This is a genomic window from Thermicanus aegyptius DSM 12793, from assembly GCF_000510645.1.
Classification (GTDB): Bacteria; Bacillota; Bacilli; order Thermicanales; family Thermicanaceae; genus Thermicanus; species Thermicanus aegyptius.
Map to the genome: position 1 here is coordinate 878,286 of NZ_KI783301.1, position 14,530 is coordinate 892,815.

At 50.6% G+C, this 14,530-nt stretch carries 11 protein-coding genes; all 11 read left to right on the forward strand.

Annotated elements, in window-relative coordinates:
* Positions 1–6: 6 nt before the first annotated feature.
* Positions 7–1,512, forward strand: a complete 1,506-nt coding sequence (locus THEAE_RS0104675; protein WP_005586241.1) for a hypothetical protein — start codon at positions 7–9, stop codon at positions 1,510–1,512.
* A gap of 119 nt (positions 1,513–1,631) precedes the next feature.
* A complete protein-coding gene (locus THEAE_RS0104685) occupies positions 1,632–2,567 on the forward strand; it encodes a DUF1861 family protein (RefSeq protein ID WP_005586242.1) in 936 nt (311 codons plus the stop codon).
* Positions 2,568–2,579: 12 nt separating this feature from the next.
* On the forward strand, positions 2,580–3,647 hold the full coding sequence (locus tag THEAE_RS0104690; protein ID WP_028986670.1) for a BtaManbiosPhlase: 1,068 nt from the start codon (positions 2,580–2,582) through the stop codon (positions 3,645–3,647).
* Between the two features lie 183 nt (positions 3,648–3,830).
* Complete coding sequence (locus THEAE_RS19955; RefSeq protein ID WP_039944268.1) at positions 3,831–6,461, forward strand: beta-mannosidase; 2,631 nt, start codon at positions 3,831–3,833, stop codon at positions 6,459–6,461.
* A 229-nt stretch (positions 6,462–6,690) separates the two neighbouring features.
* Positions 6,691–7,659 (forward strand): zinc-dependent alcohol dehydrogenase family protein, encoded by a 969-nt coding sequence (locus THEAE_RS0104705; RefSeq protein ID WP_245605525.1) that lies wholly within the window; start codon positions 6,691–6,693, stop codon positions 7,657–7,659.
* Between the two features lie 196 nt (positions 7,660–7,855).
* Positions 7,856–8,431, forward strand: coding sequence for a TetR/AcrR family transcriptional regulator (locus tag THEAE_RS0104710; protein WP_005586247.1), 576 nt, complete (start codon positions 7,856–7,858; stop codon positions 8,429–8,431).
* A 62-nt stretch (positions 8,432–8,493) separates the two neighbouring features.
* On the forward strand, positions 8,494–10,515 hold the full coding sequence (locus tag THEAE_RS0104715) for a YhgE/Pip domain-containing protein (RefSeq protein WP_028986672.1): 2,022 nt from the start codon (positions 8,494–8,496) through the stop codon (positions 10,513–10,515).
* Positions 10,516–10,805: 290 nt separating this feature from the next.
* Positions 10,806–11,810 carry a Bug family tripartite tricarboxylate transporter substrate binding protein gene (locus THEAE_RS0104720; protein WP_028986673.1) on the forward strand — a complete coding sequence of 335 codons (1,005 nt, stop codon included), beginning with the start codon at positions 10,806–10,808 and terminating at the stop codon, positions 11,808–11,810.
* Between the two features lie 12 nt (positions 11,811–11,822).
* Positions 11,823–12,293 (forward strand): tripartite tricarboxylate transporter TctB family protein, encoded by a 471-nt coding sequence (locus THEAE_RS0104725; RefSeq protein WP_028986674.1) that lies wholly within the window; start codon positions 11,823–11,825, stop codon positions 12,291–12,293.
* A gap of 16 nt (positions 12,294–12,309) precedes the next feature.
* Positions 12,310–13,836: a tripartite tricarboxylate transporter permease gene (locus THEAE_RS0104730; RefSeq protein WP_028986675.1), complete on the forward strand. Its 1,527-nt coding sequence runs from the start codon at positions 12,310–12,312 to the stop codon at positions 13,834–13,836.
* 215 nt (positions 13,837–14,051) lie between these two features.
* Entirely contained in the window at positions 14,052–14,525 is a 474-nt protein-coding gene (locus THEAE_RS0104740) for a hypothetical protein (RefSeq protein ID WP_028986676.1), read from the forward strand.
* Positions 14,526–14,530: the final 5 nt, after the last annotated feature.

Genomic DNA, 14,530 nt, shown 5'->3' on the forward strand with positions numbered 1-14,530 from the left:
ATAAAGATGGAGAAACAGAAGAAAGGAAACTTGCCGGCGACCGATGTTTTTCCCTTCCGCCCTGCGACGCCTCCCATTGATTGGAGAGGATTAGCCGATCGCCTTTTCCGGTATCTCATCGGGAGGCCGGAGGGGATAACCGAACGAAATGAGAAAGGAAATTTCCATTTTACCGCCTTCATGGAAGGGAGAGGGCATGAACTGATCACAAACGGAGGTTTGTGGATGGGACTCGCCTTACGTGGGGAACGGATCGATCCATATCTTCCTTCCCTCCTCGATTATTTCAATGAGGAGATCGGGATCTTTATGAATGGAGAGAAGGATACCCAGTCCGAATATTGGTATTTAATGCTTGTGAATGCCCTTGCCGCCCAGTTGGTGAAGCATTCATTTCGGGGAAATAAAAACGCGGTTGATAAGGTTCGCCTGAGCCTTGGTCGCTTAATGAAATTGGCCCAGGATGTGAATTACGATTTTAATGACCAAGGGTACGATTTTGCCAACGGAAAGCCCTTTACCTTACGTGAGGAGTATCGCCAGCCGGATGCGATTGGCGGATATGCCTACCTGATGGAGTTGGGATTCGAGCTTTTCCATGACCTGGAATTTAGAGAGGAAGCCCTCAAAGCCATTCACCTTTACCAATCGTTTGAACGAAATCCATGGTATGAGATTCCAAGCCAAGCCATGGCCTGCCTGGCGGCCGCCCGCCTCTATGCCCAAGGAGAAGAGATCAATCTGGAGAAGATTTTGCGCTTCGCACTAGATTTTGAGGAAGGAAGCCTTTTGGTGGGCGTTTGGGGAAATCAGGAGATTTATGGCCTGATGCGGGGTTGGCGGGGCTTTTCCCGGCAGGAGTCATCCCGGATGGCATACAGCCTGGAGTCCTTTATTCTTCTTCCTTATCTTCTGCCGGTCGTCCGCTATGAGCCCCGGTTTGCCGAGGCAATCGCATCGTATGCTCTCCATCTTTCCGCCAATGCCCGACTATTCTTCTCTGATTTTATGAAGGATAAGGCCCAAAGTAGGCCCGATCTGGGGGTGGAGATCCCCTATGAGGCTCTTCATCGAGAGGAAAAGGGAGAGATCCCGTATGCTACAGGAGATTTCTATGGGCACCGCTCCATTTATGGCGGGGCCTATACCTTGTGGCTTGGCGAACTGATACAGCCTACGGATGACCCCTATATCCTTAAGCTGGACGTGGTTAAGACCGACTTCCTGGAGAACCGGACCTTTCCCACGTATCTTTATTTCAACCCATGGGAGGAAAAGAAGTCGATTCTTGTGGGGACGGAAGGGGAGGTTTTTGATCTGTATGATCTCAAAGATCATCGTTATATCGCAAAGGGACAAAAAGGAGAATATAGACTTGAGATTCTTCCCCGCTCGGCCAGGGTGATCGTTCTCATCCCTGCAGGAGTGAATCGAGCAGAAGAAGAAGTGGATGGGAAACGCATCATCAACGGTGTGGTGATTGATTATCTGAACGGTCGAGAACCGGAATGAGGCGGTGAAATCCGCGAGCAAAGATATGGTTCCCGGTAATGGAGGATGAAAAGAATTGTTAAAACGGATCCAGGGAATCGATGGAAAAAAGAACAGATGGAAAGACGAGGAGGAAAAACATGGTAAATTCAATGAGGAAGGGATGCCGGGAACTGGTGGAGGAAATGCGCAAAAGAGGGGAAAAAAGGCAGGCTTTCCCTCTAGAGTTTACGGGGGTTGGGGAAAGGGACGTATATAACATTACCGCTCCCTTTGAGGATGAAGGGGAGATCGTGATCGCAGGAAGGGTGGAGAGAAGGGAAAGTGAAGAGTCTGAGGTTCTCTTCTTTGTGAATCGGCAGGGGGAATGGATCCCCCGGGTGGGTTCCCCTTCTTTCCCCTTGCAGGATCCCTTCTTTACACGCATTGGAGGTCAGCTGATCTTCGGAGGAGTTAAAACGTACCCCCATCCTACCCGTCGGGGCGAACTATGGTGGAGGACGGTTTTGTATAAAGGAAAGAATATACGGGATCTTCATCCTTTCTTCGAGGGGCCCCAGGGGATGAAGGATCTCCGGTTGGTCCAACTCCGGGATGGTTCGGTAGGGATTCTCACCCGTCCCCAGGGCGAGAAGGGAGGAAGGGGAAAGATCGGGTTTACCACCATTCCTTCTCTGAAAGCTTTAAGTGAGGAGATCATCGTAGAGGCGCCTCTTCTATCCGATCAATTCCTCGATGAGGAATGGGGAGGTCCGAACGAACCCCATTTGCTTACAAATGGCCTGATCGGCGTATTGGGCCATATCGCTCGCTTTGATGAGGAGGGGGGTCGTCATTACTATCCGATGGTCTTCTCCCTGGATCCTATGACTCATGCCACTTCTCCGATTCATGTCATTGCGGAGCGCAGGGATTTCTTCGAAGGCCCTGCAAAACGACCGGATTTGGTAGATGTCGTGTTTAGCGGGGGGATTGTCCGGAATGGAGACGGGACGGCGATTCTCTATGCCGGAATCAGCGATGCCGGCGCGCAAATGCTTCTGATTCAAGATCCTTTTCTCATTTTTGAAAGGTAGGAGGAACGACGGATGAGAGTGGAGAGATATTTAGAGAATCCCATCATTACTCCGGAAATGGTGAAACCATATCATGAAGGGTTTGAAGTGATTGGCGCCTTTAATGCGGGGGTAGCTCGCTATAACGGGGAGGTTCTCCTCGTCCTCAGGGTGGCGGAGCGGCCCAAAAGTGATGACCCTGCCATTGTGAAAGCACCGGTATTTGATGCGAAAGAGGGACGGGTTCACGTCTTTGATTTCCGCCTTGATGACGAACGGTATGATTATTCGGATCCCAGGGTGATCAGGGATCGGTCCACAGGCCAGCTTGCGTATCTCACCTCCCTTTCTTACCTGCGGCTGGCACGGAGCAAGGATGGTTATCATTTTTCCATCGCCGAGAATCCTTTGGTCTATCCTTCCACGCCCTTGGAGAGTTTCGGGATTGAAGATCCACGGGTTACCCAGATTGGGGAGATCTATTACATCTATTTTAGCGTGGTTTCTCCAAAGGGGATTGGGGAAGTGCTCGTCTCTACCAAGGATTTTGTCACCATCACCCGCCATGGGATGATCTTTGCCCCGGAGAACAAGGATGTGATTCTCTTTCCCGAGAAGATCGGTGGCAAATATTATGCTTTGCACCGTCCGGTTCCCAAAGGAGTTGGCGATCCGGAGATCTGGATTGCCGAATCGCCCGATCTCTTCCATTGGGGAAACCATCGCCACCTATTCGGTTTAAGGAAAGGAAGTTGGGATAGTCGCCGGATCGGCGGCGGTGCGGTCCCCATCAAGACGGAGCAAGGGTGGCTTGAACTCTACCATGGAGCCGATCAGAAAGATCGTTACTCCATGGGCGCCGTTCTCCTCGATCTTCACGATCCTGCGAAGGTGATCGCCCGTTCCGAGGAGCCTATCTTGAAACCGGAAGCGGCGTATGAGGTAAACGGATTTTTTGCCAACGTCGTTTTCTCCTGCGGAGCCTTGGTGGAGGGGGACCGCATTCGCCTCTATTACGGAGTGGCCGATCAATCCATGGCTTTGGCCGAGTTTAGCCTGGCGGAAATCCTTGATTCCCTTTCGTCCGGGGTTTACTCGTGAACCTCTTGTTACGAATAGGATGAAGTAGGAATGTGCATTGAGGTGAGCTAATGGAATGCACATGGAAGGTTGTTGTCGGGAGTATCCATTCGGGTATGTACAGGATCATGGGAAGAAAGCATTTCTCCCCTGTGCAGACGAATAAAGAAAGGGCAGCAGTATGAGTAAAGACAGGTGAGAGAGATGAAGATCGATCAAAATTGGAGGATCAGGGATTTTTCCGTGGGGGAAGCGCGGGATTTGGAGGTGGCTTTGCCGGATTTTCCCGACACCACCTGGATCCGGGCCAAAGTGCCTGGGGATATTCATTCAATTCTTAAGATGAATGGAGTGATTGAGGATCCCTTCTATGGGCACAACGATCAGAAGTGCAGATGGATCGAAGAACGGGTCTGGTGGTATCGCACCTCTTTCCAATGGGAGGAGGAGTTGTCTCAGGGAGAGTGGATGGAACTTCTCTTTACGGGGCTTGATCTGTATGCCACCATTTATTTAAACGGGGTGGAATTGGGGCGGACGGATAATATGTTTCGCTCCTACTCCTTTGAAGTGACCCGGGAGTTGCGGAAAGGGAGGAATTGGCTGGCGGTGAAATTTGACCCCCTCTCCCTCCATGTGAAGGAAAAAACCAAAGAGTACTGGTCCGGGTTTAGCAAGGAGCGGATCTGGACCCGCAAGACCCAATCCCAATTTGGATGGGATTGGGGCCCACGCCTAATCAACATCGGCATTATTGGAGAGGTGCACTTGAAGAAACGCTCTTATGCCTATATGGATTCCCCTTATGTGAGGACGCTCTCCTTAACCGAGGAGGAGGCTTCGTTATCCATCGATCTGGAAGTGATGGGAAGGGGAGGAAGACCGGCCACGGAGGAAGAGATTAACGGGATGGAATGGGAGGTATGCCTTTCCGACGGGGAAAGACTTCTTTCCCGGAGATACCCTGTGGTTAAGGGGAAGAGCAGCCTCCTCTTCCAAGTCCCCCATCCGAAACGTTGGTGGACCCATGATTTGGGAGAGCCTTTCCTCTATCAGCTAGCGATCTCCCTGTATCGCCAGGGGGAGAAGATCGACCGTTATGAGCAGCCCTTCGGGATCCGGACCCTGTATGTGGAAGAGCAATCGGAAGGAGGTGAATCCCGGTTTACCTTTGTGTTAAACGGGGTTCCCCTCTTTGCAAAGGGAGCCAACTGGGTTCCCATCGACAGCTTTCCCGCCTCCGTCCCCGACACCCGTTATCGGGCGCTCCTCCGGTTGGTTAAGGAAGGGAACATGAACATGCTTCGTGTCTGGGGAGGGGGGATGTATGAGAAGGATCTTTTCTACGAGGAATGCGACCGGCTGGGAATCCTCGTTTGGCAGGATTTCATGTTTGCCTGTGCCCTCTATCCCGATTACAACCGGGAATTTATGGAGACGGTGAAGGAGGAGATCCGCGAGAACGTGAAACGACTCCGGAATCGGGCTTCCCTTGCCCTCTGGTGCGGCAACAATGAAAATGACTGGCTCTATGAGGCGCTGAAGTCAAACGGCGAGATTACGACGCCTTTCTACGGCGAGAAGATCTACCATGAGTTGATCCCCGCCCTCCTGGCGGAATTAGATCCTTCCCGGCTCTATTGGCCCAGTTCTCCCTATGGGGGAAACGACCATAATTCCAGGGAAGAGGGGGATACCCATAACTGGCAGGTGTGGCACGGGAATGTGGAACCCCGACGTTTTGGAGAACTCCAGCGCGTCAACTACAGCGTGGAAGGGGTTTCTTTTAAGAATTATGCAAAAGACTCTTCCCGCTTCGTCAGTGAATTCGGCATGCATGCTTCCGCCAACCGCTTTACCTTAAAACAGTATGTGCCTCCCTCCCGGTTGTACTGGGGAAGCGAAGAGATGGCGTACCGGAACAAGGATCTTCACCATGAGAAGGGGATCCTTCTCATGGAAGGGTACACGGGAGTCCCGAAGGATCTGGAGCAGTATATCCGCTTCTCCATGCTTACCCAGGCGGAGGGGCTGAAGTACGGCGTGGAACATTACCGCAGGAATCGCCCGGTCACATCCGGTGCTTTGATCTGGCAGCTGAACGACGCTTGGCCGGGAACCAGCTGGTCCCTCATCGACTATTCTTTTTTGCCCAAAGCCTCCTACTACTATGCCCGGAAGTTCTTCGCTCCCGTCCTTCTCTCCATCGAACATCGCCCCGGACAGGAGGTCCGCCTCTGGGTAGTGAATGATCGGAGGGAGGATTATGAGGACCACCTGGAGTTTCTCCTTTACGATTTTCACGGAAGATGGGAGCGCAGGGGGGAATGGGACGTCACTGTTCCTCCCCTGTCGGCGGTGCGGGTCGCCTCCCTTCCCGAGGCGGAGGTGCTCAGGGGATTTTCCCCGGATAAGTCGGTGATGGTTCTTCGCTCCAGGGAGGGAAGAGCCGGGGAGAACAGGGGCTATTTCCGGGACCAGAAGGATCTTGAGCTCCCTCCGGCGCATCTCGAAGTGGTGGTGGACGAGCGGCGAAACGAGATCACCATCTCCACCGATTTCTTGGCCCGCATGGTGATGGTGGAATTGGACGGTCCCCACATCGTCATGGAGGATAATTTCTTTGATCTTCTTCCCGGAGAGGTGAAGAAGGTGAAAGTGGAAGGAAGGGACTGCCCCATCCCCTGGAAAACCCTCTCCGTGACCGCCATGAACGGAAGGGGAGAAAGAAAGATGTACCAAGAGGGAGCAACAGGGGAGGCACGACGGGAGAAAGAAACGGGAGAAAAAATGAGAAGAAGCAATGAGGAAAAATCACTAGAGAGAAAGCAATAATGGGAGGCATCGAGAAGAAGCTGCGGGAGGCAGAAACCAAAGGAAGTAACCAGAGAAAGCATCCAAAAGAAGTAACCAAAGGAAGCATCCAAAAGAAGTAACCAAAGGAAGTCACAAGAGGGAGAGCTTAAAAATAGAAAGGAGGGAGGGTTCGGAACTCCTGTTCATCAGACGGTGTGATCCGAACCCGCATCGAATGAAGGCCGTCCTTTTTCAGGGGAAAGAAAAGATGGAAGTTGTAGAGATGGAAAGACCACATCCGGGGAGGAACGAGGTGTTGGTCAGGATGAAGGCATGCGGCATATGCGGCACCGATCAGCACATTTACCATGGACACCCGGGCTCGGCGGAGGTGCTCCCCCCCATGATCCTTGGTCATGAATGTTCCGGGCTGGTGGTAGAAGTGGGAGAAGGCGTACGGAATCTCAAGGCAGGAGATCGGGTTGCCATCGATCCCAACATTTATTGCGGGGAATGCGAGTATTGCCGCCGCGGCGACCCCCATCTCTGCGAGAATCTGGAGGCCATCGGGGTGACGCGAAACGGCGGCATGGCGGAATTTGCCGCCGTCCCTGCCGCCAATTGTTACCCGCTGCCCGACGAGATTTCCGATGAAGAGGGCGCCCTGATTGAGCCCCTCGGATGTGTTTTGCATGGATTGAAGAAGATTAACCTCTTCCCCGGCATGTCGGTTTTGATCGTGGGCGGGGGATTTATCGGGCAGCTTTTTCTCCAATTGCTGAAGAGATGGGGTGCTTCTCCCGCCGTGGTGAGCGAACCGGTCGTCGAGAAACATCCTCTCCTTCGCTCTTTAGGCGCGGATCGGGTGGTGGCGCCCGGCGATCTTCCTGGGGACGAACTCTTTGATGTGGTGATTGAGTGCGTGGGAAGGAAGGAGAGCATGGAAGAAGCCTTCCGCAGGGCGAAAAAAGGAGGCCAGATTCTCCTCTTCGGCGTCTCCGATCCTAACCTGGAGATTTCCGTCTCGCCTTATCAGATTTTTAGCAAGGAACTTAAGATCAGCGGTTCTTTTATCAATCCCTATACCCATCAGGAGGCCATCTCCCTGGTAAAACAGGGGGCTGTGCGGACCGCTCCCCTCATCAGCCATCGATTTGCCCTGGAAGAGGTGCCGACCGTCATGGCCCGATATCCCACGTTAAAGGTGGCGAAAGGCATCATAAACATCTCTCCGTAGTAACATGATTTCCGTTGAGCTTACGGGCGCCATTATTGCAAAACAATACATCGCATAACAACTTTTTTCTTTCCATATCCTGCCATCTCCTGAATTTTTTCTTGCCATCTCCTGAAGAAGATGATATACTTCTCGTGGTGAAATAACATATGACCATTTTCGTCATTTAGTCATTTCGGTGTAGGAAGGGATTCTGATGGGAATAGATCGTAAGGCGAAAATTTTGGAGGCCGCCAAAAAAACGTTTTCCCTTTTCGGGTATAAAGCGACGACCATGGATCAGGTTGCCAGCGCGGCCAATGTGGGGAAGGGGACCATCTATCTTTTTTTTGCAAGCAAAGAGGAGCTTTTTAACGAAATCGTACAGTCCATCATTGAAGAGATCAAGGAAGTGGCGAGGGAATCCTTTGATCCTGAGAAGCCCTTTTATGAGAACATTCACCGGGCGATTTATCGGGTGTTGGATTTTCGGCGCAATCATGAACTGACGATTAAGCTCTCCCAGGAAGTGAAAGAGATGAGAACTCCTGCAGCCCAAGAGGCGATGCGCAAAGTGGAGGAGACGGTTTTATCTTTTCTGAAGGGTGAGATCCAAAAGAGTATGGACAAAGGATGGATCAAGCCCTGCGATCCGGAGCTTACCGCCTTCGTGATTCTTAAGCTCTATATTGCCCTGATCTTTGAATGGGAACAAAATCATGAGCCGTTATCCAAAGAAAAAATCGCGGAGCTTTTTTACCTCTACTTTATCAAGGGGTTGAGAACGGTTTAATTTTTTTCACACCAAATGACTAAATGAGAAGATTGGTCATAACGTTTGATAGGGGTGGAAAGATGAGAGGATTTAAGCTTTTTGGGAAAGAGATCTTTTCCATTTTGTCGGATCGTAAGCTCCTCATCTCCGTTATAGCCGTCATCTTGATCCCGGTCCTTTACAGCTCCATGTTTCTCTGGGCTTTTTGGGATCCTTATGCGAGGATGGATCGTCTTCCGGTGGCGGTGGTCAATCTGGATAAGGGGGCCACGTTTCAAGGGGAACGTCTTGAGATCGGAAACGATCTGATTCAAAAATTAAAGGAAAACCCCAAGTTTAACTGGAATTTCGTCGATTCGGCGGAAGGTGAGAAAGGCCTTAAGGAGAACAAATATTATATGCTCGTGGAAATCCCGGAGGATTTTTCCGAGCGGGCCACCACCGTCTTAACCGATCACCCCATGGCCGCAGAGATTCGTTACATTCCCAATGAAAGCTTTAATTTTCTGGCCGCCCAGATCGGAGAGAGCGCGATGGAGAAGATAAAAGCAGAGATCGCGTCCAATGTAACCGAGAACTATACGGAGACCATGTTTGAGAAACTGACGGCTCTCGCCGATGGTCTGGATCAAGCCTCCGGCGGTGCTGGGGAACTGGCGGACGGTTCGCAGAAGGCTGAGAGTGGATCCGAGACGCTTTATCAAAATTTAGCGTCTCTTTCTCAGGGAAGCTTTTCTTTACAAGAAGGAATTTCTAAGGTGGAACAGGGCGGTGTCTCACTCCAGTCGGGTGCGAAAAAGCTAAACGACGGGATCGGCCGGCTCTCCACGGGGATTCAACAATTGGCGGAAGGGCATGGAAAGTTGCAGGAGGGGTCGAAAGAGATCGAAAGCGGAATCGTCCGGTTGAACGGGGGAATGGAGGAATTTACGACCCGTCTCGCCGAAACGGAGGCAGGGGCGCAACAATTGGCCCAAGCTTTGGAGCAATACGGAAAAGCGAGCGGATTGCTCTCCAAGGACCCCAACTTCTACGCCTTGGTTGAAAATACGAAACGTCTGGCAGGAGGGCTCACCCAGTTAAAGCAGGGAGAAGAACAGCTCTCTTCGGCTTCCCAACAGCTTCTTCAAGGGGAAAAAGCGATCATTCAAGGGATGGGAGCCTTTCAGAGCAAATTGGAAGAATCGAAGAAGGGGGTTGATCAGCTGCATCAGGGAGCAGCATCCCTTCTCCAGGGAACCGTCGGATTAAATGCCGGGCTTCAACAATTGGCGAAAGGGGCCGAAGGATTAACCGACGGCGCCCAAAAATTAACCCTGGGTTCAAAAGATCTCTCCCAAGGTTTAATCACCCTCAGGGAGGGCATGATGACCCTTAAGAACAAATTGAGCGAAGCGAACGGAGAAATGGGCGGGATCTATACCGACAAGGAAAATACCACCATGTTTTCCGATCCCATTCGGTTAAATGTCACCAAGTATACCGAAGTCCCCAATTATGGAACCGGCTTTTCGCCCTATTTCCTTTCCCTTGGTCTGTATGTGGGGGCGCTCATCTTAACCATCATTTTGTCCTTACGGATTCCTCCCGTAAGACCGAAGTCGGCCTTCAGCTGGTTTATCGGGAAGTTTCTCACCTTTTCCCTCATCGGCGTCATCCAGGCGCTGATCGCCGATATGGTCATCCTTTACGGATTGGGCGTTCATGTAAAAAGCGTTCCCCTCTTTTACCTGTTTAGCATCATCACCAGCCTTGCCTTTGTTGCGATGATTCAATTCTGGGTGACCTTGTTGAATAATCCGGGCCGCTTCATCGCGATCCTGATTTTGATCTTGCAATTGACGAGCAGCGCCGGGACGTTCCCGCTGGAGGTGATTCCCAACGCGTTGCAAGCGATCAATCCCTGGCTGCCGATGACCTATTCCGTCGCCGGATTTAAAGCGGTCATATCGAGCGGCAATTACGATTTCATGTGGCACAATGCTGATGTGCTCTTCCTCTTTATCGGTCTAAGCGCCCTTGGCACCTATCTTACCTTCCTCGCCTTGTATAAACGTCACTTTTCAGACCAAAAGGAAGAAGTTGCGCTCACATCGCTGTAAATCGTTTATATGAGGATAGATAGGCCTAAACTGCAATAACTTTAAAAGTTCATGGATTATGCAGTGTCGACCCTAGTTTTAGGGTCTTTTTTTGTTGAGCGAGCTTCTGGGCTCTGATGAGGGAACCGAGGTGATGCCGGGATTCCTTCAGGATCTCACTCGGTGAGCAAAATGAACAAAATGGGATTTATGAATAAAAACTATCGATTCAGAAGATTTCGTGTTAAAGTCTATCTATAGCTGAAAACGCTATCATTCATCACATCATGAAGGGGGTTATCTCTTTGAACATGAAGCGTAACGTTTATCTCCTTGTTTTTCTTGTGTTACCCGCCTTAATCCTCTCGGCCTGTGGACAAAGCACCGGGGTGAGCGGAAGCGGTTATCCCTCAAAGGCGATTACGGTGGTGGCACCCTCCGGGGCGGGAGGAGGATGGGATTTAACCGCCCGTGTATTTACCAAGGTTTTAGGCGAAGCGAAGCTGGTGAATCAGCCGATGATGGTGGAGAATAAGCCGGGGGGAGGGGGAGCGGTATTCCTCGCAGAGTATGTGACAGGGGAACCAAAGAATGACTACAAGCTTTTTGTAAACTCTCCTCCGATCCTCATTAATCATTTGAAGGCGGAGGGAAACAGTCCTTATGGGTACCAGGATACGACCCCATTGGCCCAGCTTACGAAAGACTTCGGCGCTTATGTGGTGAAAGCGGACTCCAGCTTTCAAACGTTGGCGGATCTCATAAACGCCTTAAAAAGTGATCCCACGAAGATCACTGTGGCGGGAGGTTCGGCTCCTGGGTCCATGGATCATCTGGTCGCCGTTCTCCCTGCGTATAAATCAGGAATTGATCCAAAGACGATCAAATATGTCTCCTATGATGGGGGAGGAGAGGCGATGGCTGCCCTTTTGGGCGGGAATGCGGACATGATTGCGACGGATGCATCCTCGGTGGGAGATTATTTAAAAGCCGGAAAGGTGAGGGTTTTGGCCGTTACGTCGAAGGAACGCCTGGACGGTGACTTGAAAGAGGTTCCAACCTTAAAAGATTTGGGGATCGATGCGGATTTTACCATTTGGAGGGGCGTGTTCGGGCCGAAAGAGATGTCGCAGGAAGCTTATCAGTTTTGGCAAAATACGCTGAAGAAGATGGTGGATACCCCGGAATGGAAAAAGGAGTTAGACGCCAATCATTGGGCGAGTGAGTACCGGAATGGGGAGGAGTTCAAGTCCTTCCTGGGGGAACAGGAGAAGTTGATTCAGGATATGCTCTCCTCGATGGGAATGGCAAAATAAGGAGGGATCCCGGTGATTTCTCATTTTGACCGATACGCCGGCCTCTTCTTTCTCGCCATTGGCCTTTTCTTTTCGGTGGAAAGCTTCTCCATATCCTCTTCCGCTTACGGAAGCAATGTGGGACCAAACATCTTTCCCCTCGGGCTGGGCATTCTCCTGATTCTATTAAGCCTTCGCCTTATCTATGAAGATTGGAAAAAGGGGAGTGTAGAGAGGAAGGAAAGTTGGAAGGTGCGGAGGGAAGACCTTCAACGGTTTTTCCTCCTCCTTTTCCTCTCTTTCGCCTATGTATTGCTTTTAGAGAGATTGGGATATGTGATCAGCACCTTTTTCTTTCTCTTTTTATCCTTTCAAGCGATGGAGAAAGGGAAATGGGTCTCCTCCTTCCTCATCGCTCTGCTGTTCTCCTCCATTGTCTATTATTTATTCGCCGTGGTATTAAAAGGAACCCTTCCGGGACTCCCGGCTTGGTTAGGGGGTTAGAAAGGAGGAATAAAAGATGGACGCGCTAACCTATTTGCTTCATGGTTTCTCGGTGGCATTAAGCGGGTATAACCTTCTGTTTGCCTTTTTTGGAGTGCTTATCGGCACGGCGGTAGGGGTATTGCCCGGAATCGGACCGATCAGCGGAGTGGCCCTCCTCATTCCGGTCACCGCTACCCTGACAGGAGGGATGGATCCGGAGAATGCGGCCACCAGCGCCATCATTCTTTTGGCAGGTGTTTATTATGGGGCGATGTATGGGGGCTCCACGACCTCTATTCTTTTGAACACTCCCGGAGAATCCTCCTCCGTCGTCACAACCTTGGATGGGTATCAGCTTGCCAAACAAGGGAGAGCAGGGGCGGCCTTGTCGATTGCGGCAATAGGCTCTTTCGTGGCAGGGATGATTTCCCTCCTCGGATTGATCCTTTTGGCGGAACCCCTTTCCAATGTGGCGCTGCTATTTGGACCGGCGGAATATTTCTCCCTCATGCTCTTGGGTCTTTTGGCGGTGAGCGGGCTTGCGGGCAAATCGATGACCAAAGCGCTCATCATGACGGTGGTGGGGCTTTTGCTTGCGACCGTGGGCATCGACAATGTTTCCGGGGTAGATCGCTTTACCTTTCATCAACCGTTTCTCTACGGTGGATTTGAATTTTTAACCGTTGCGGTCGGCCTGTTTGCCCTCGGAGAAGTTTTTAAGACGGTGATTCATCGGGAGGAGGAAAGAAGAGAGAGGCTTACAGTGAAGAAGGTCTTACCGACAAAGGAGGATATGAAGAGAAGCACCGGGCCCATCCTCCGGGGATCGCTGTTGGGCTTTTTGATCGGAGTTCTCCCCGGGGCCGGGGCCACCATGGCTTCCTTCTTCTCATATATTATGGAGAAGAAGTTCAGTAAACATCCGGAAACGTTTGGTAGAGGGGCGATCGAAGGGGTGGCAGCTCCGGAATCGGCCAATAATGCGGCTTCGGGAGGCGCAATGATCCCCCTCCTTACCTTGGGGATTCCCGGTTCAGGTACGACGGCCATTCTTTTGGGAGCCTTTATGATGTATAATGTACAGCCTGGGCCCCTCTTATTTCAGGATCATCCGATGGTGGCCTGGGGGGTGATTGCCAGCATGTTTATCGGGAATATCATGCTTCTCATCCTGAACATGCCTTTGGTCAAGATCTTCGCGAAGATCATAGACACCCCCACGCGTTACCTCATCCCGTTCATCATCGCCATTTCCGTTTTTGGCGTCTATGCGGTGCAGCTTTCCCTTTTTGATCTGATCGTTCTTCTATTCTTTGGAATTTTTGGGTACTTGCTTTCTCTCCATGAGTATCCCTTAGCCCCCCTTGTCCTCGGCCTTGTTTTGGGCCCCATGATTGAAAATAACATGCGGCGTGCTCTCACGGCATCGAACGGCAATTTTCTCGTTTTCATTGAGAAACCGATTTCTCTTTTCTTCCTGATTGCCGCTCTTTTATGGATATTGGTTCCCCTCCTCCTTAAAGCGAGGGGAAAGAAAGTTCTTGTTAACGAGTCGATGTGATCGAATCATTATGAGAGAATTCTTTTTGGAAGATCCTAAGGATCTTCCAACTTTTTACCAAATTCCAGAACAAGCGTCGTTTTCCCAATGCCCGAGCTCCCTGAAATGCAGATAAGTTCTGTAGTTCCTTCCACACGCAATGGGAAGTTTCTGATCATGCCTCCAGCTCTTGATTTCTTCCATATTATCCACGACGGTATAGGGAGGAATTGTGAATGAAGTTTATGAAAAATAAATCCTTAGTTAGTTTCTTATTAATTGGCGTATTCCTCGTTGTCTCTATACCTGTTTTATCGTTTGCTTCATCACTGCTAATCGGCAAAATGCCCAGTGATCTCATTGAAATTTTTATTTCAAAGGAGGATTATGAGACCCTTCCTATTGACAAAAGGGTAATTTTGGATGAAGAGATTCAACGTATTGCGGATGCAAGATCAGGGAAAATCGCCCTAGCGAAAAAAGAACAAAAGTTGTTTTATCCGGTGGGTCAGACCGCGCCATTTGATCATGGAATCATGGATGCCGAAGCCCCTCCGGGTGTTCATGAAATGAAGGTTCAGAATATATGGCGTGGTACAGTAAGTAATAAAAAAATAAGTCTTTATGCAGGGCACAAGTTTGCGGATAAAAACCAAGGTGTAGTCTTATTGGATGTTATGGACGAAGGTCAAGTCCTAAATGTGGTGTAAATTCT